Source organism: Thauera mechernichensis, assembly GCF_029588855.1.
GTDB lineage: Bacteria > Pseudomonadota > Gammaproteobacteria > Burkholderiales > Rhodocyclaceae > Thauera > Thauera mechernichensis.
This window is the reverse complement of sequence record NZ_JARQZE010000003.1, coordinates 90,368-107,713: the sequence shown is the minus strand read 5'-3', so window position 1 is coordinate 107,713 and position 17,346 is coordinate 90,368. Positions and strand designations below refer to the sequence as shown.

Sequence of the window (17,346 nt, the reverse complement as noted above, 5' to 3'; positions counted from 1 at the left end):
GCGTCAATAGTGGCTCGCAGTTGTGGCGTTTGTCCCGGGGCGGCATGTGACTCAGGCTTCGCGCATCAGCAGCCAGTACTGGATCTTCAAAGTGACGGCCGAGCCGGCGATGATGGCGATCGTGGTGAGCACCGAGCCCAGGGCGAGGGTGGACAGCCCGGTGATGCCCTGGCCGATCGTGCAGCCCATGGCCGTGACCCCTCCGAAACCCATGAGCAAGCCACCAGTCATGTGACGTACCAGGTCGCCGCTGTCGCGGAAGCTTTCGATGCGAAAGCCGCGGCTCGCCACTGCATGGGCCGCCGAGCCGACGATTACGCCGAGTGCGCTGGCGATGCCGAAAGTCACCACGCGGCTGGTGTCGCTCCACAGCATCAGGAGCTCGAGCGTGTAAGCGAGGGGGGCTACGAAGGTCAACGATTCGGCACGCCCGCTGTTGGTGGCTATGAAGGCCTCCTCCAGCGTCTCCGGGTGTTCGGCGACATAGCCGAGATGGGCGGAGACATACCAGCCGGCCACCACCGTTGCGCCGACGACCACGCCGCCGACCAGGACGTCGCTGCGCCAGGCCTCCCGGTCGGCCAGCGCCCAAATCAGCAGGCCGCCGCCCACCACCAGCGCGCCCACGAGCAAGGCTGAAGCGGGCGCCATGCCGGAAGCCGCGCTCAGGAATGCGGGGATATCCTGAGTGTGGGGCAGCACGGTGGACACGGTGTCGATGTGGCGTACCCGCCAGACACCGAACAGGCCCCGCATTGTCATGTAGGCCCCGATGGCGAGGAAGACGAAGACCACGATCGATTTGAGGTTGCCGCCACCGATGCGGATCAGTGTCTTGCTGCCGCAGCCCGACGCCAGGGTCATGCCGATGCCGAACGCCAGGCCGCCGACCAGATTCGACAGCCAGATCAGGCGATTGCCGGTATAGAAGGACTTGCTGGCATCGAATAGGCCAAGGGCCTGCAGGGCCGTCGTGCCGAGGATGGCGATGGCGATGGCAAGTGCCCACATCCGCATTCGGCCCCAGTCGCCCATATTGACGACATCCGCTACCGCGCCCATGGTGCAGAAGTTCGTGCGGTTGGCGACGAAGCCGAACACCGCGCCGATGGCGAAGGCGAGCCAGACGATGGTCGAGGCGGAGACCAGGGGTTCTTCCATGATTTTGGCCAGGGGGCGAGGGGGAGGCCGAATTCTAACTGCAAAGCGCGATGTGGCCGGGTTGTCGCCGCGGGAGGCGTCAGTGCGCGTGCGCCTGATAGGGCGTGGGATCGGGTACGCCTGCAGCCTCGAAGCCTGCGGCACGCAGGCGGCAGGCTTCGCAGCGGCCGCAGGCCCGGCCACCATCGTCGGCCTGATAGCAGGTTACGGTAAGGCCGTAATCAACCCCCAGTGCGATGCCGCGGCGGATGATGTCGGCCTTGGTGAGTTCGATCAGCGGGGCGTGGATGCGCAGTCGTGCGCCTTCGACGCCGACCTTGGTCGCCAGGTTGGCCATCGTCTCGAAGGCCTGGATGAATTCGGGGCGGCAATCGGGGTAGCCCGAGTAGTCCACTGCGTTGACGCCGACGAAGATGTCATTGGCGCCGAGTACCTCCGCCCAGGCGAGTGCGATGGACAGCATCACCGTGTTGCGGGCGGGGACATAGGTGACCGGGATGCCTGTGTTCTCCTCATCGACCGGCACGGCAATGCCCGGGTCGGTGAGCGCCGAGCCCCCGAACTGGCCCAGGTTGACCCGTGCCAGGCGGTGCTCGCGTGCGCCAAGCGCTTCGGCGACCCGTTTCGATGCGGTCAGCTCGGCCGCGTGGCGCTGGCCGTAGGCGACCGAGAGTGCGTAAGTCTCGAAGCCCATGTCACGGGCGATGGCAAGGCAGGTGGCCGAGTCGAGGCCACCTGAAAGCAGTACGACGGCGCGGGCGGTGGAGGTCATGGGCAATCCGGTTCGAGACGGGGTGGTCTGCGGGCGAGCAGTGCTCAGCGCCCGCGGGCGTCGTTCCACAGCACCTTATGGAGCTGGAGCTGGAAGCGCACGGGCAGGCGGTCGCGGACGATCCATTCGGCGAGCTCGGCCGGGTCGAGCTCACCCGCCACCGGGGACAGCAGCACGTTGCAGCGTTGGTCGAGTCGATGGCGTGCGATGTGCTCGCGCGCCCAGTCGTAGTCGCCTGTGTTGGCGAGCACGATCTTGAGCTCATCGTGTGCGGTGAGCTCGGCGAGGTTCTCGTAGCGGTTCTTGTCGACCTCGCCGGATCCGGGCGCCTTGAGATCCATGATGCGCGACACGCGCCGATCGACGCCGGCAATGTCGAGCGCGCCACTGGTCTCGAGCGAGACCTCGTGGCCGGCGTCACACAACGCTTCCAGCAGTGCCAGACAACCCTTCTGGGCGAGCGGTTCGCCGCCGGTCACACAGACATGGCGCAGGCCATGGCTAGCCACCTCGGCGAGGATGTCATCGAGCGCGCGCGTGTGGCCACCGGTGAAGGCATAAGCGGTGTCGCACCAGGTGCAGCGCAGCGGACAGCCGGTGAGGCGGACGAACACGGTGGGCAGGCCCACTCGGCTCGATTCGCCTTGAACGGAGGCAAAGATTTCGGTGATGCGAAGGCGGACGGTCGCGGCCGTCCGCGTGGCTTGCTGCGACATTGCGCTCAGCGCGCGTTCAGGCGCTGGCGTGCGACCTGTGCGGCGTTGCTTTGCGGGTACCGTTCGACGAGCCCCTGCAGGGTGCGGCGGGTGGCGGCTGCATCGCCCAGTGCCTGTTGGCTATTGGCCAGGCCGAGCATGGCGTCGGGGGCGACGTCGTCGTTGGGCCACTTCTGCAGCACGGCATTGAAGTGCTTGGTCGCGGCGGCGACATCGCGCGCCTGGAGCGCAGCGTTGCCGGCCCAGAAATGGGCGCCTGCAGTGAAGCCGCCCGCGGGGTAGCGGGTCACGAAGGTTTCGAAGGCGGCGAGGGCGTCCTTCTGCTTGCCGTCCTTGAGCAGGCCGAGTGCGGCCTGGTAGTCGGCCGACTCTGCGGCAGGATCGCCGGAGGCGGCCACCCCGGGGGCGCCGCCGCCAGTCTCGATCTGGCGCAGACGTGCGTCCAGGTCGACGTAGAAATCCCTCTGCCGCTGCTTGAGCGTCTCGACCTCGTTCATCAGCAGTTCGATCTGGCCACGCAGGCGCGCCACTTCGGCGCGCAGTTGCTCGTTCTGCATGGCCAGTTCGAGCTGGCCGCGACCGGCGGTCTCGAGCTGGCCCTGAACATCCTGCCTGAGCTGGATGATCTGGTTGCGTGCCTCGGTGTCACCCCCGAAGAGTTGGGCGTGCGCCGGTGTTGCGGCGACGAGGGCAAGCGATGCTGCGAGCGGCAGAAGGCGTTTCATGACGTCTCTCTCTTAGAACTCGCCCGAGTAGAGCATGTCGCCGCGACGGTTCTCGGCGTAGCAGGTCTCGGTGCGGTCGTCGCAGCGCGGCTTCTCTTCACCCAGGCTGACCGATTCGATCTGCGCTTCGCGCGCGCCCAGCAGCATCAGCGCCTGCTTGACGACGTCGGCACGCTTCTGGCCCAGGGCGAGGTTGTACTCGCGGCTGCCGCGCTCGTCGGTGTTGCCCTGGACGAGCATGCGCATCTCGGGGTTCTGCACCAGGAAACGGGCGTGGGCTTCGATCAGCGGGCGACCTTCGGGCTTGATCACGTAGCTGTCGAAGTCGAAGAACACGCTGCGCTTGGACAGGATGTTGTTCGGATCGGTCAGCGCGGCGATGCCGCTGCCGCTCATGCCGGGGGCAGTGACGGTGGCCACGCCGGCGCCACGATCTTCAACCGATGCGCCGGCGGTGTCGGTGCCGGTGCTCGAGCACGCGGCAAGCGTCAGGGCGATGAGGGCGGGGAGGACGAGTTTCTTCATGGGTATAGCTCCAGTACTTGTGTTGAAGACAGCAGAGAGGATTGCGGCGTTTGCGCCGCGTTGTGTTTACCGGATCTGCGGGCCCCAGGCGGGCTCGCGGACATCCGCAGCCTGCACCGTCAGCCGCTGTCGGATGCGCCCGTCCGTCGACACCGCGGACAGCACGCCCCTGCCACCGCTGTCGGTGGCGTAGAGGATCATGCGGCCGCTGGGTGCGAAGCTGGGCGATTCGTCGCGTGCCGAATCGGTGAGGATCGTGGTCTGCCGCGTGGCGAGGTCCTGCACGGCGACCTGGAAACGGCCGGCATTGCGGGTGATGAACGCGAGCAGCTTGCCGTCGAACGAGAGTCGCGGCGAGACGTTGTAGTTGCCGTCGAAGGTGACGCGCTGTGCGCTGCCTCCGGCGGCTGGAATACGGTAGATCTGCGGGCTGCCGCCACGGTCGGACGTGAAGTAGATATGGCCGTCGCTGCCCCAGAAGGGCTCGGTGTCGATGCCCGAGGATTGCGCCAGGCGGCGTACGCCGGAGCCATCCGCATTGATGACGTAGAGCTGGGACTGGCCATCCTTGGTCAGTACCACGGCAAGCTGGTTACCGTCGGGAGACCATGTCGGCGCCGAGTTCGAGCCCTTGAAGTTGGCGATGACCCGACGCTGGCCGGTGGCCAGCGTGTGCACATAGACGATCGGCTTCTTCTGCTCGAACGACACGTAGGCCAGGCTCTGGCCGTCGGGTGACCATGCCGGCGAGATGATCGGCTCGCGCGAGCGCAGCGCGGTTGCGGCGTTCATGCCGTCGGCGTCGGCGACCTGGAGTTCGAAGTTGGGGCCGGACTTGATGACGTAGGCCACGCGGGTGGCGAAGTAGCCCGGCAGGCCGGTGAGCTTCTCGAACACAAAGTCGGCGATGCGATGGCCGACAATGCGGTTCTGGGCCGGGCTCATCGGTAGCGCCATGGCCCCCAGTTCGAGCTGCTTCTGGGCGTCGAAGAGGCGGAAGCGTACCTCGTAGCGGCCATCGGCCATCGGGATCAGGCTCCCGGTGAGGACGGCATCGGCGCCGCGCGCGCGCACTGCGGCGAGATCCGGCATCACCGACTCGGGCATCGGCAGCGGCCCCATGTCCACCAGGTTGAACAGGCCGCTGCGTTCGAGGTTGGCGCGCACGACGTCTGTGACGCTCTGCGGCAGCCGGCCTTCGTTCTCGAAGATCGGGATGATCACCGGAAAGCGCGTGGCACCGGCTCCGGTGATCTCGATCGAGAGCTGGGCGTGCGCGCCCAGCGCGAGGCTGGACAGCGCGGCGGCGAGGAAGAGGCGGAAGGCGGTAAGCAGTTTCGTCATGGCGGGCGGACTCCAGCCGCGGATTATAGACAAGGCGGGCTCAATCGTCGGCCAGCGGGCGGAATTTCAGTTCGAGCGAGCGTTGGAACAGACTGCGGTTGTCGGGCAGAGGCAAGGGGCTCGAGCGCCGGATTGCACGCTCGATGGCGTCGTCGAGCGCGGGTACGCCGGACGAGCGCTTCAGGCGCACGTTCAGCACCTCGCCGCTGGGCAGTTGGTCGACCTCGAATACCGCCTCGGGGTTTCCGATCAGGCCGGGCGGACGCAGGAGGTTGCCGCGCACCTTGGCCGCGATGGCTGCGCGGTAGCGATCCACATCGCCTGCTGCCGCCGCGCGTGCGCCTTCCTGGCGCAACAGGTTGTCCAGCTGCGCCTGCTCTGCGCGCCGGGTTTCCTGCGCCAGGCGCTGGGCCATGTAGTCATCCTGCACCGGCTTGGGTTCCGGCTTTGGCTGAGGCTTCGGCTCGGGCTTGGGGGCGGGCTTCGGGGGCTCGGGCTTCGGTTGCGGCTTTGGCGGTTCAGGTTTGGGTTCCGGTTTTGGCTCGGGCTTCGGCTCGGGCTTCGGCGCGGGCTTGGGTTCCGGCTTGGGTTCCGGCTTGGGGGGCTCGGGCTTCTTCTCCGGCGCCTTGGTGGCGATCTCCGGCTTGGGGGCCGGTTGCGGCTTGGGCGGCTCAGGAGCCGGCTGAGGTTTGGGCGGCTCGGGAGCGGGTTGTGGCTTGGGCGGCTCGGGAGCCGGCTGCGGTTTGGGAGGCTCAGGCTTCGGCGGCGCAGGCCTGGGCTGGGGAGCCGGCGCAGGCGCGGCGGCGAGTTGAACTTCAAGCGCGGCCGGCGGGCTGCTTTGCCAGCGCACGCCGAAGAACAGGAACAGCGCCAGCCCGAGGTGGACGGCCACCGTCAGGGCCAGCGATGCCCACTTGCCCGGGAGCTCGCGAGTGCGGACGACGCGTTCGTTCATCGGCCGCTGGTGCCCGACTGGGTCTGCAGGCTGATCTTCTGCACGCCGGCGATGCGTGCGGTCTCGAGCACGTCGATCACCTGTTGGTAGTTCAGGCTGCGGTGAGCGGCAACGAGGAAGGTCTGCTCCGGGTTCTGGGCAAGCAGGTCGGCCAGTGTCGTTTGCAGACGTACAGCGGGTACGTCCTCAGGCTTGGCGCCGGCGGTGCGGATGATCGAGTAGGCGCCCTTGTCGTCCACCTGGATCACCACGGCCTCGCTCAGCGGTGCAGCCACCGGGGCTGCCGAGGGTACGTTGATGTTTCCGGTCTGGACCATGGGGGCGGTGACCATGAAGATCACCAGAAGGACCAGCATCACGTCGATGTAGGGCACGACGTTGATCTGGTTCATCAGGCGGCGTTGGCGCATGGCAGGCTGCTCCGGTCCGTTCAGCGCAGGTTGCGCTGCAGGATGTTGGAGAACTCTTCCATGAAGCTCTCGAAGCGGATGCCGACGCGGTCGATGTCGTGCGCGAAGCGGTTGTAGGCGACGACCGCCGGGATCGCGGCGAACAGGCCGATCGCGGTGGCGACCAAGGCCTCAGCGATGCCGGGCGCCACCTGTGCGAGCGTGGCCGAGCCGACGCTGGCCAGGCCGCGGAAGGAGTTCATGATGCCCCAGACCGTACCGAGCAGGCCGATATAGGGCGACACCGAGCCCACCGAGGCGAGGAAGGCCAGGTGAGCCTCGAGGTCGTCCACCTCGCGCTGGTAGGTCGCGCGCATTGCACGGCGAGCGCCGTCAAGGGTGGCGCCGTGGTCGTGGCCCTTGGCGCGCAGCTTGGTAAACTCGCGGTATCCGGCCTCGAAGATGCGCTCCATGCCTTCGGCCTGACCGCGGCTTGCCGAGTCGTAGAGCTTGTTGAGGTCGCCGCCGCTCCAGAAGTCGCGCTCGAAGTTGTCGGTGGCGATGCGTGCCTGGCGAATCTGGAAGCGCTTGCGGAAAATCCAGTACCACGACATGACCGACAGGCCGGCGAGCAGCGCCATGACGAGCTGCACCAGGATGCTGGCCTCGGCGATGAGGCTGATGATGGAAAGGTCTTGGGTGACGGTCATGCTTGGCTTTCGAGGAGAGCGTACAGGGGAGCCGGAATGGCGGTGGGTTTGTGGCGGTTTACGTCTACGCAGGCGACGATGACACTGCTCGAGAACAGAAGTTCACCGTCGCGCAGCGCTTGTTGCTCGAACTGGATGCTGGCACGGCGCAGTGTGCCGATGCGGCTGACGATCTGCAGCGTGTCGTCGAGCCTGGCCGAGCCGCGGTAGTCGGCCTGCAGCGAGCGCACCATGAAGGCAATGCCGCTCTCTTCGAGCAAGGCCTGTTGCCCGACGCCGAGCGCGCGCAGCCACTCCGTGCGGCCGCGCTCGCAGAATTTGAGATAGTTTGCGTAGTACACGACGCCCCCGGCGTCGGTGTCTTCGTAATAGACTCTGATGGGTAGGACATGGCTTGCCTGTGCCCGGGCTGGCGCGCTTGAGCTGCCGGGGCTGCAAGTGATATTCGGTTGCATTGCAGCATTCTAGCCGAGCCCGAGCGTACGGTGCGCGCCTGTTGCAAATGTTGGCGATTGTCGCTGCAGGTGCTCCTTAATAGTTGTTTGAAAAGCTTTTTTACCTAAATATTGTTTTTGCCGGTGACGCGTCGTTTGCACCCTTTCGGGCGTGGAGCGGGCGCTCCGGAAATGCAGGAAATCCGCACGTGGCTCTCTCCTTCTTCGGCAAGAAAGTGCCGTCCGTGACTCCTGTGCCAGAGATCGAGCGGGCGCCGGCTGCGGTCGAGTTGCCGCCGCCGACGGAGCTGTCCGGCCTGGATTTTTCGGCAACAGATCACGGTCGCGCGCTCGGGCGCGCCGCAGGCCTGGTCGAAGTGCAGGAAGTGGGGGCGGGAATTGGTGCTGCCTACGAGGAGGCGGCAGTGCTCTACGCCAATGGCAGCGATGCCGAAGCGCTGGCTCTGCTCGAGGCCACCGTGGGCGATGAGCGCGCCAATGTCGGCGAGGGCATCTGGCTGATGCTGCTCGATCTCTATCGCCTGGGGGGGCACAAACAGCGCTTCGAGTCGAGTGTGCTCGACTACGCGACCCGCTTCGAGCGCTCGCCGCCTGCGTGGCTTGACCTGTCGGGTCGGCTGGTGCGTCCCGGGCAGCCTCTGCCGCCTCTGGTCAATCTCACGGGCCAGCTTGGCGCCCAGGCCGGCAAGCAGTTCGAGCAGGTGGCGGCGATCGCGCGCAGGGCGGGCGCCGTGCGTATCGACGTCGGCCGCGTCCGCGGTGTGGATGACGCGGGCTGTGGCGTGTGGCGGCGCCTGCTCGCCGAACTGGCCGCAGATCGGGTCAAGGTCACCCTGCTCAATGTGGCTGCGCTGGCAGACATCCTGGGGGGGCGTCTGGCGCCGGGCAAGGCCGAGGAGCGCGATACCTGGCTGATGATGCTCGAGTTGCTGCAGTACGCCGGGGACCAGGCACGCTTCGAGGACATCGCCGTCGACTACGCCGTGACCTTCGAGGAGTCGCCGCCGTCCTGGGAGTGCCGCGGCGCAGAGCCGCGTGCCGCATTGCCCCAGGCGGCCTCGGCGCCGGCGTCGGTCACCGATCCGGATGTGCTGGTGCTCGAAGGGGAGTTGAGCGGCGCGGCCAATGATGCGATCAAGCGGCTGGCAGCGTTTGCGACCGAGCGCCGGGTGCTCAAGGTCGATTGCGCGCGCCTGCGTCGAATCGACTTCGTCTGCGCCGGGACACTGTTCAACATTCTCGCCAACCTGCAGGCTCAGGGTACACTCGTCAGCCTGTTCGACGTCAACGCCATGGTCGGCGCGCTGCTGCGCGTCATGAGCGTGGATCAGGTTGCGCACGTCACCCTGCGTCAGTGATTACTTGAAACGCCGGCCCTGCGCCGGCGAGGAATCGTCATGGAACAATATCGCGGCACTACCATCCTGTCGGTGCGGCGCGGCAATCGCGTCGCCCTCGGCGGGGACGGCCAGGTCACCCTGGGCAACATCGTCATCAAGGCCTCGGCGCGCAAGGTGCGTACGCTTTACAACGGCCAGATCCTCGCCGGTTTTGCAGGTGGCACGGCCGATGCCTTCACCCTGTTCGAACGCTTCGAGGCCAAGCTCGACAAGCACCAGGGCAACCTGCTGCGCAGCGCGGTCGAGCTCGCCAAGGACTGGCGTACGGACCGCATGCTGCGCCGTCTGGAGGCCATGCTGGCGGTGGCCGATCGCGATCATTCGCTGGTCATCACCGGCAACGGCGACGTGCTCGAGCCCGAGCAGGGCATCGTCGCCATCGGCAGCGGCGGCGCCTATGCGCAGTCGGCGGCGCGGGCCCTGATCGAGAACACCGAGCTCGACCCGAAGGAGGTCGTCTCCAAGGCGCTGTCGATTGCCGGCGACCTGTGCATCTACACCAATCACCACCACACCATCGAAGTGCTGGATTGAGAGCGAACGCATGACCCAGATGACCCCGCCGGAGATCGTCTCCGAACTCGACAAGCATATCGTCGGCCAGGACAAGGCCAAGAAGGCGGTCGCGATCGCGCTGCGCAACCGCTGGCGGCGCGCGCAGGTCGATGAGCCGCTGCGCAGCGAGATCACGCCCAAGAACATCCTCATGATCGGCCCCACGGGGGTCGGCAAGACCGAGATCGCCCGCCGCCTGGCGCGCCTGGCCAACGCGCCCTTCATCAAGATCGAGGCAACCAAGTTCACCGAGGTGGGCTATGTCGGGCGCGATGTCGACACCATCATCCGCGACCTCATGGAGATCGCCATCAAGGACGGCCGCGAGCGCGCGATGAAGCGGGTGCGCGACCGCGCCCTCGATGCCGCCGAGGATCGCGTGCTCGATGCCCTGCTGCCGCCGGCACGCCCGGTGGGCTTGGCCGAGGCCGAGCCGCAGGACTCCGCCACCCGGCAGAAATTCCGCAAGAAGCTGCGCGAGGGCGAGCTCGACGACAAGGAGATCGAGATCGAGCTTGCCGCGCCCTCGATGCAGGCCGAGATCTTCGCCCCCCCCGGCATGGAGGAGCTTACCCAGCAGATCCAGGGCATGTTCCAGAACCTGGGCGGTGGCAAGAAGAAGCAGCGCAAGCTCAAGATCCGAGAGGCGCTGAAGCTGCTCGCCGACGAGGAGGCCGCGCGCATGGTCAATGACGAGGAGGTCAAGCTCGAGGCCGTGCGCGCTGTCGAGCAGAACGGCATCGTCTTCCTCGACGAGGTCGACAAGATTGCGGCGCGTACTGATGCGCATGGCGCCGACGTGTCCCGCCAGGGCGTGCAGCGCGACCTGCTGCCGTTGGTGGAAGGTACGACGATCTCGACCAAGTACGGCATGATCAAGACCGATCATGTCCTGTTCATCGCCAGCGGTGCGTTCCACCTTTCCAAGCCCAGCGACCTCATCCCCGAACTGCAGGGCCGCTTCCCGATCCGCGTCGAGCTCGAGTCGCTGTCGGTGGAGGACTTCGAGCGCATCCTCACCAGCACCGACGCCTGCCTCACCCGCCAGTACGAAGCGCTGCTGGCCACCGATGGCGTGACGCTCAGCTTCACCGCCGACGGCATCCGCCGCCTCGCCGAGATCGCCTACCAGGTCAACGAGAAGACCGAGAACATCGGCGCCCGACGTTTGTACACCGTGATGGAGAAGCTGCTCGAGGAGGTCTCGTTCGAGGCCGGCAAGGGTACGCTCGAAGCGGTCGTCGTCGATGCGCCGTATGTTGACGGCCGCCTCGACATGCTCGCACAGCGCGAGGATCTGGCGCGCTACGTGCTCTGATCCGCGTCCGCGCCCAGCATGCTGATCCGCATCGTCGAAATCCTCTTTCCGCTGTTCTCGATCACGGCGCTTGGCTACTTCGTCGGTCGCCGTGTCAAGCCCGACCTGTCGCAGGCCAACAAGCTCAACATGGACGTGTTCGTGCCCGCGCTGGTGTTCGCCGCGCTGGCCAACAAGGCCTTCGACATCAGCGCCTTCCTGCCGCTCATCGCCGCCTCGATCGTGATGGTGGTGGGCTCGGGGGTGGCGGCTTGGGTGCTGGCGCGCGTCACCGGCATGCAGCCCAAGACGCTGGTGCCGCCGATGATGTTCAACAACTGCGGCAACCTTGGCCTGCCGCTGGCCGTGCTCGCGTTCGGGGAGCTGGCGCTGGCGCCCATGGTGGTGATGTTCATGGTGTCGAACCTGCTTCACTTCTCCTTCGGGGCCTGGTTGCTGGACCACCGCGTGAGCGTGCTGACGGTGTGGCGTGTGCCGTCCGTGCTTGCCACTGCACTCGGCCTTGGTGTCAGCCTGACGCATTTCGAGGTCTGGCCGCCATTGCTGACCGCGATCCGGATGCTGGGCGAGATCGCAATCCCGCTCATGCTCTTTGGCCTTGGAGTGCGGCTTGCGAACGCACGCATCGGCGCGATCGGCGTGGGCGTGTTCGGCGCCGTGGCGCGGCCTCTGGTCGGGCTCGCGCTGTCGTGGATGGTGCTGCAGCTCATCGAACTGCCGCCTCGTGAGGCGGCGCTGGTGCTGGTGTTCGGTGCGTTGCCGCCAGCGGTGCTCAACTTCATGTTTGCCGAGCGCTACAACCAGGAGCCGGACAAGGTCGCCTCGATGGTGCTGATCGGCAACGTGGCCGCGGTGGTTTTCCTGCCACTCGCGCTTGCGTTGGTGCTGGATTGGGCCTGAGCTCCGGGCCTGCAAAATCCATGGTGGCTGCTTTTTGAGTGCCTCCGGTGCAAGGGCGTACTCGCCCTCAATCCCTCGCGGCTGGTGCCGCTCCTGCAGCACCCCCTGTGCGCGTTTCCCCCGCTGTAGGAGCGGCGCCAGCCGCGAGCATTGATCGCATGCCCGCCAAGCCTGATCACCTTTAGCCCCTCGTGGCTGAGCTTGCTCAGCCCTGGGGCGGTCTTGCTGTGCCTGGCGCACCCATCAGCTTGCCCAGCAGGTCCACCGGCACCGGAAACACCAGCGTCGAGCTCTTGTCGCCTGCCACCTGGGTCAGCGTCTGCAGGTAGCGCAGCTGCATTGCGGCGGGGTCGCGGGACAGCATCTGCGCGGCCTCGAGCAGCGTTTCCGCGGCCTGCTTTTCACCCTCGGCGTGGATCACCTTGGCGCGCCGCTCGCGCTCGGCCTCGGCCTGGCGGGCGATGGCGCGCACCATGGTCTCGTTGAGATCCACATGCTTGATCTCGACGTTGGCCACCTTGATGCCCCATGCATCGGTCTGGGCGTCCAGGATCTGCTGTACATCGGCGTTGAGCTTCTCGCGCTCCGACAGCATCTCGTCGAGCTCGTGCTTGCCGAGTACGGCGCGCAACGTGGTCTGGGCGAGCTGGCTGGTGGCGTTGAAGTAGTCCTCGACCTGGATGATGGCCTTCTGTGGGTCGACCACGCGGAAATACACCACCGCATTCACCTTGACCGAGACGTTGTCACGCGAGATGACGTCCTGCGAGGGTACGTCCATCGTCACCACGCGCAGATCCACCTTGACCATCTGCTGCAGGCCAGGAATCACGATCACCAGGCCCGGGCCCTTGACCCGCCAGAAGCGGCCGAGCATGAAAATGACACCACGCTCGTACTCGCGCAGCACCTTGAGCGCGGCAATGACGAGGAAGAGCAGCAGCAGGATCAGCGGGCCGAGCCCGAGTTGAAGGTCGATCATGGCGGGAGGCTCCCTGGTTGGGGTTGGAACGGATCGGATTGGGCGGAGGCGGGGGTGACGTCGAGGATGAGCCCGTCCATCGCCACGATGCGGACGTGGCTGCCGGAGGCCAGTGGCTGCGCGCAGCGTGCCCGCCACGTCTCGCCGTGCACATGGATCCACCAGCCGCCACCTTCGGCCGCGGCGCCGACGGTGCCCAGTGCGCCGAGCATTTCCTCGCTGCCACTTACCACCGGGCGGCGGTGGCTGCGTGCGGCAAAGGTACCAATGGCGATGATGATGGCTGCGCTCGCCAGTGCCATGCCGATCACGAGCGCGAGGGGCAGGCCGAAGCCGGGCACGTCCGCATCCATCAGGAACACGCCGCCGACCACGAAAGCGATGATGCCGCCGACGCCGAGGACGCCGAAGCTGGGCAGGAAAGCCTCGGCCAGCATCAAGGCCGCGCCCACCGCCAGCAGCAACACGCCGGCCCAGTTCACCGGCAGGAGCTGGAAGGCGTAGAGGGCGATCAGAAGCGAGATCGCGCCCGCCACGCCGGGTACGCCGAAGCCGGGTGAGGTGAATTCGAAGAACAGTCCGTACATGCCGATCATCATCAGGATCAGCGCCACCTGCGGGTTGGCGAGCGCAGCCAGCACCCGGTTGCGCCAGTCGGGCTCCAGGCGTTCGAGCGCGATGCTGGCGGTGGCCAGCGTGCGTGTGCCGTCGAGAACGGCGACCTCGCGGCCGTCGAGCTGCTTGAGCAGTTCGGTGGTGTCGAAGGCGATGAGGTCGATCACACCCTGGGCGAGCGCTTCCTCCGCCGACAGGCTGGCCGCCTCGCGTACCGCGCGTTCGGCGAAATCCACGTCACGCCCGCGTAGCTGTGCCAGGCTGCGGATGTAGGCGGTGGCGTCGGACATCGACTTGGCTGCCATGGCGTCGGCGGGCGTGGCGGCCTGCGGGCGTGCGGATGCCGCAGGCGGGGCTGGGGAGGGGGCGTCGGCGTCCTGGTCATCACCCGCCGTGCCCGCTTCCTTGCCGGAGGCTGGGGCCCGCTGCGAACGCTCCTCGGCTTCTGCTCCCGCCGCAGGCGAGTCCTCGCGCGGCGCGGTCCTGCCTGGTTGAGGGCCGCCCACGCCGATCGCCACCGGCGTGGCCGCCCCCAGGTTGGTGGCGGGCGCCATTGCCGCGATGTGGCTGGCGTAAAGGATGTAGGTGCCCGCGCTTGCTGCGCGTGCGCCCTCGGGGGCTACGAAGGTCGCCACCGGTACCGGTGAGGCGAGGATATCCTTGATGATCGTGCGCATCGAGCTGTCGAGCCCGCCCGGCGTATCGAGCTCGATCACCACCAGCTGCGCGCCGGTCGCGGCCGCACGCGCCAGGCCCTTGTGGATGTAGTCCGCGCTCGCCGGGCCGATCGCACCATCGACACGCAGTACCAGCGCAGCGCCGCCCTGCTGGGCGGTCAGCGTGCCTGCCAGTGTCATTGCCAGGGCAAGGACGACCAGCATAAGTCCGAACAGCCTGCGCGCATGTCCGCGAGCACTTGCACCCATCCTCGTGTCCTCCGTCGTCCAGTGCCGCGCGCTTGTGCGGTGGGCCGTGTCAGTCCGAGTGTAGATGGTCCGAACAAGTTCGCTCGATCAACGTCCTTGCACGGAGCATTTGCAGCGGGTGGCGACGCCGGCCTCGTTCGTGGCCAGCCGGCAGGGAAGGCTGCCGCAGGCTTCAGCGCGCGCCGAAACGGTCCATGCGCCGGCGGTCGCGCTTGGTGGGGCGGCCATGCAGATCGGCTCCGGGGGCCGCTGCGACCGTGCGCAGCTCGCGGGCGCGCTCGCGGGCGGCGACGCTCTCGGCCGTCTCTTCGTAGAGCGTCTGCGCAACGGTGGCCGAGCCGCGTTTGTCCGCGATCGCCCGCACGATGACCGTGCGGATGTCCTCGCCGATGGTGATGTCGAGCCGGTCGCCAGCCTTCACGTCACGCGCGGGCTTCACCGCGATGCCGTTGAGCTTGACCTTGCCGCCCTCGACTGCCTCGGTCGCACCGGTACGATGCTTGAAGAAGCGAGCGGCCCACAGCCACTTGTCGAGGCGGGTACGGGCAGTTTCGGCAGGGTTGGTGGTGGTCTGGGGCATGGGCGGACAAAAAGGAAACGGCGCTGCCGACATTATCGGCAGCGCCGCGAGTGTGCGCAAAGCGGGTCGGCCGGCAATCCGCTCAGCCGATCATCCCCGCGCCCACGGTGTTGTTGGTGCTTTCGTCGATGATGATGAAGGCGCCGGTTGCGCGGTTGTCGGCGTAGCGGTCGGCGACGATCGGCTGCGCGAGCTTGAGGCTGACGCGGGCGATGTCGTTCATGGCCAGGCCTGCGGTCTCCTCCTGCGCCAGGGTATTCACATCCAGCCGGTAGTCGATCCGGGCGACCTTGGCCTTCACCTCGCGCGTGGTGTGGCGCAGCAGGTAGGTGCGCGCGGGTGACAGCGGCGTCTCCGCCAGCCAGCACACGGTGGCGTCGATCTGCTTGACCGGCTCCGGCGCCTCCGCGGACTTGACGATGAGGTCGCCGCGCGAGATGTCGATCTCGTCCTCCAGCAGCAAGGTCACCGACTGCTCGTGGATCGCGCGCGGCAGGCGCTCGCCGCCGAGTTCGATCGCCTTCACCCGGCTGCTGGCGCCCGAGGGCAGTACCGTCACCGCATCGCCGACGGCGATCTCGCCCGACTCCACCCGGCCCATGAAGCCGCGGTAGTCGTGCAGCTCGGGGTTGGCGGAATCCTGCGGGCGACACACGAACTGTACCGGGAAGCGGAAGTCCTCGGCCTGCTCGGTGTGGGCTGCGGGTGCGTTCTCGAGGACGTCGAGCAGGGTCGGGCCGTCGTACCAGGACAGGCGCTCGCCACGGTCGACGATCATGTCGCCCTCGAGTGCCGAGATCGGGATGAAGCGCAGGTCCTTGATGCCGAGCTTGGCGGCGAAGGCGAGGTATTCGGCCTTGATGCGCTCGAACACAGCCTGGTCGTAGTCGACCAGGTCCATCTTGTTGACCGCGACCACCAGGTGGGGGATACCGACCAGGCTGGCGAGGTAGGAGTGGCGGCGGGTCTGGGTGAGCACGCCCTTGCGCGCGTCGATGAGGATGATGGCCAGGTTGGCGGTGGAGGCCGCGGTGACCATGTTGCGGGTGTACTGCTCGTGGCCGGGGGCGTCGGCGATGATGTACTTGCGCCGGCCGGTCGAGAAGTAGCGATAGGCGACGTCGATGGTGATGCCTTGCTCGCGCTCGGCCTGCAGGCCGTCGGTGAGCAGGGACAGGTCGACCGCGCTCATGCCACGCTTGGCCGAGGTCTTCTCGATGGCGTTCAGCGTGTCGGCGAGGATGGTCTTGGTGTCGAACAGCAGACGACCGATCAGGGTGCTCTTGCCGTCGTCGACGCTGCCGCAGGTGAGGAAGCGCAGCAGGCCGTTGTCGATCTCGGGCAGGTGTTCAAGGGCGGACATGGTCATGATTCCTTCAATGCTCTGTGTTCGGGTGCAGGTCAGAAGTAGCCTTCTTTCTTGCGCTGCTCCATCGACGCTTCCGAGGTCTGGTCGTCCATCCGCGTCGCGCCGCGCTCGGTGATCGTCGTCGTTGCCGTCTCGGCGAGGATCTTCTCGACCGTGTCGGCGTCGGACTCCACCGGCGCCGTGCAGGTGATGTCGCCGACGGTGCGGAAGCGCACCAGCACGTCCTCGACCACGTCGCCGTCCCTGGCCGGCGTCAGCTCGGTTACCGGCTGCAGCAGGCCGTTCTTGCGCACCACCGGGCGGGTGTGGGCGAAGTAGATCGACGGCAGCTCGAGCTGCTCGCGCTGGATGTACTGCCACACGTCGAGCTCGGTCCAGTTGCTGATCGGAAACGCCCGGATGTTCTCGCCCTTGTGCGAACGTGCGTTGTAGAGGTTCCACAGCTCGGGGCGCTGGTTCTTCGGGTCCCACTGACCGAACTCGTCGCGGAAGCTCATGATGCGCTCCTTGGCGCGCGCCTTCTCCTCGTCGCGGCGGGCGCCGCCGATGCAGGCGTCGAAGCCGAATTCCTCGATCGCCTCGAGCAGCGTCACCGACTGGTGCTTGTTGCGCGACTCGCCCGGGTGCTTGAGCACCACGGTGCCGCGCGCCATCGAGTCTTCCACCGAGCGCACGATCAGGCGTTCGCCCAGCTCGGCGGCGCGCTTGTCGCGGAAGTCGGTCACTTCCTTGTAGTTGTGGCCGGTGTCGATGTGCATCAGCGGGAAGGGGAAGCGGCCGGGGCGGAACGCCTTCTCGGCCAGGCGCAGCAGGCAGATGGAGTCCTTGCCGCCGGAGAACAGCAGCACCGGGTTGGCGCACTGGCCTGCGACCTCGCGCAGGATGTGGATGGCTTCGGCCTCGAGCCAGTCGAGGTGGGACAGCGTCTGTTTGGTGAGCGTCGACATGA

19 protein-coding genes are annotated in these 17,346 nt (G+C 66.9%); 4 read left to right on the top strand and 15 right to left on the bottom strand.

Annotation, left to right across the window (positions count from 1 at the left end; all coding sequences use genetic code 11):
• Positions 1-51: 51 nt before the first annotated feature.
• The 10 genes from P7F68_RS05505 to ybgC all read right to left on the bottom strand — a co-directional run bounded on the left by P7F68_RS05505 (position 52) and on the right by ybgC (position 7,752).
• Positions 52-1,161 (bottom strand): YeeE/YedE family protein, encoded by a 1,110-nt coding sequence (locus P7F68_RS05505; RefSeq protein ID WP_002940402.1) that lies wholly within the window; start codon positions 1,159-1,161, stop codon positions 52-54.
• 79 nt (positions 1,162-1,240) lie between these two features.
• Positions 1,241-1,933, bottom strand: coding sequence for a 7-cyano-7-deazaguanine synthase QueC (gene queC, locus P7F68_RS05500; RefSeq protein ID WP_002925677.1), 693 nt, complete (start codon positions 1,931-1,933; stop codon positions 1,241-1,243).
• 44 nt (positions 1,934-1,977) lie between these two features.
• Positions 1,978-2,649 carry a 7-carboxy-7-deazaguanine synthase QueE gene (gene queE / locus P7F68_RS05495; RefSeq protein WP_277831346.1) on the bottom strand — a complete coding sequence of 224 codons (672 nt, stop codon included), beginning with the start codon at positions 2,647-2,649 and terminating at the stop codon, positions 1,978-1,980.
• 5 nt (positions 2,650-2,654) lie between these two features.
• Positions 2,655-3,374, bottom strand: a complete 720-nt coding sequence (gene ybgF, locus P7F68_RS05490) for a tol-pal system protein YbgF (protein ID WP_277831345.1) — start codon at positions 3,372-3,374, stop codon at positions 2,655-2,657.
• 12 nt (positions 3,375-3,386) lie between these two features.
• Entirely contained in the window at positions 3,387-3,899 is a 513-nt protein-coding gene (pal, locus tag P7F68_RS05485; RefSeq protein WP_002925683.1) for a peptidoglycan-associated lipoprotein Pal, read from the bottom strand.
• A gap of 66 nt (positions 3,900-3,965) precedes the next feature.
• Positions 3,966-5,243: a Tol-Pal system beta propeller repeat protein TolB gene (gene tolB, locus P7F68_RS05480; protein ID WP_002925684.1), complete on the bottom strand. Its 1,278-nt coding sequence runs from the start codon at positions 5,241-5,243 to the stop codon at positions 3,966-3,968.
• A gap of 40 nt (positions 5,244-5,283) precedes the next feature.
• Positions 5,284-6,198, bottom strand: coding sequence for an energy transducer TonB (locus tag P7F68_RS05475; protein WP_277831342.1), 915 nt, complete (start codon positions 6,196-6,198; stop codon positions 5,284-5,286).
• Positions 6,195-6,608: an ExbD/TolR family protein gene (locus P7F68_RS05470; RefSeq protein ID WP_002940407.1), complete on the bottom strand. Its 414-nt coding sequence runs from the start codon at positions 6,606-6,608 to the stop codon at positions 6,195-6,197. Before P7F68_RS05470 ends, P7F68_RS05475 begins: the two co-directional genes overlap by 4 nt.
• A 20-nt stretch (positions 6,609-6,628) precedes the next feature.
• On the bottom strand, positions 6,629-7,297 hold the full coding sequence (gene tolQ, locus P7F68_RS05465; RefSeq protein ID WP_277831340.1) for a protein TolQ: 669 nt from the start codon (positions 7,295-7,297) through the stop codon (positions 6,629-6,631).
• A complete protein-coding gene (ybgC, locus tag P7F68_RS05460; protein WP_232431618.1) occupies positions 7,294-7,752 on the bottom strand; it encodes a tol-pal system-associated acyl-CoA thioesterase in 459 nt (152 codons plus the stop codon). The genes tolQ and ybgC overlap by 4 nt, the downstream gene beginning before the upstream one ends.
• 188 nt (positions 7,753-7,940) lie before the next feature.
• Here ybgC and P7F68_RS05455 point away from each other — a divergent pair, with 188 nt between their 5' ends.
• The 4 genes from P7F68_RS05455 to P7F68_RS05440 are packed head-to-tail and all read left to right on the top strand — an operon-like array spanning position 7,941 to position 11,925.
• Positions 7,941-9,110 (top strand): STAS domain-containing protein, encoded by a 1,170-nt coding sequence (locus tag P7F68_RS05455; RefSeq protein ID WP_277831337.1) that lies wholly within the window; start codon positions 7,941-7,943, stop codon positions 9,108-9,110.
• Between the two features lie 39 nt (positions 9,111-9,149).
• On the top strand, positions 9,150-9,686 hold the full coding sequence (hslV, locus tag P7F68_RS05450) for an ATP-dependent protease subunit HslV (RefSeq protein ID WP_002925693.1): 537 nt from the start codon (positions 9,150-9,152) through the stop codon (positions 9,684-9,686).
• A 10-nt stretch (positions 9,687-9,696) separates the two neighbouring features.
• Positions 9,697-11,025 carry an ATP-dependent protease ATPase subunit HslU gene (gene hslU, locus P7F68_RS05445; RefSeq protein WP_277831335.1) on the top strand — a complete coding sequence of 443 codons (1,329 nt, stop codon included), beginning with the start codon at positions 9,697-9,699 and terminating at the stop codon, positions 11,023-11,025.
• 18 nt (positions 11,026-11,043) lie between these two features.
• Positions 11,044-11,925, top strand: coding sequence for an AEC family transporter (locus tag P7F68_RS05440; protein WP_002925696.1), 882 nt, complete (start codon positions 11,044-11,046; stop codon positions 11,923-11,925).
• A 205-nt stretch (positions 11,926-12,130) separates the two neighbouring features.
• Here P7F68_RS05440 and P7F68_RS05435 read toward each other — a convergent pair whose 3' ends face one another.
• The 5 genes from P7F68_RS05435 to cysD form a co-directional block, all read right to left on the bottom strand.
• Positions 12,131-12,907, bottom strand: coding sequence for a slipin family protein (locus tag P7F68_RS05435; RefSeq protein WP_277831334.1), 777 nt, complete (start codon positions 12,905-12,907; stop codon positions 12,131-12,133).
• Positions 12,904-14,448 (bottom strand): NfeD family protein, encoded by a 1,545-nt coding sequence (locus P7F68_RS05430; protein WP_277831333.1) that lies wholly within the window; start codon positions 14,446-14,448, stop codon positions 12,904-12,906. The genes P7F68_RS05435 and P7F68_RS05430 overlap by 4 nt, the downstream gene beginning before the upstream one ends.
• A 172-nt stretch (positions 14,449-14,620) precedes the next feature.
• On the bottom strand, positions 14,621-15,028 hold the full coding sequence (locus P7F68_RS05425) for an RNA-binding S4 domain-containing protein (RefSeq protein ID WP_277831332.1): 408 nt from the start codon (positions 15,026-15,028) through the stop codon (positions 14,621-14,623).
• A gap of 82 nt (positions 15,029-15,110) precedes the next feature.
• Positions 15,111-16,391, bottom strand: coding sequence for a sulfate adenylyltransferase subunit CysN (gene cysN / locus P7F68_RS05420; protein ID WP_002925703.1), 1,281 nt, complete (start codon positions 16,389-16,391; stop codon positions 15,111-15,113).
• Between the two features lie 38 nt (positions 16,392-16,429).
• The gene (gene cysD, locus P7F68_RS05415) at positions 16,430-17,344 is read right to left on the bottom strand and encodes a sulfate adenylyltransferase subunit CysD (protein ID WP_002925704.1); all 915 of its coding nucleotides are present in this window, start codon (positions 17,342-17,344) and stop codon (positions 16,430-16,432) included.
• Positions 17,345-17,346 lie beyond the last annotated feature (2 nt).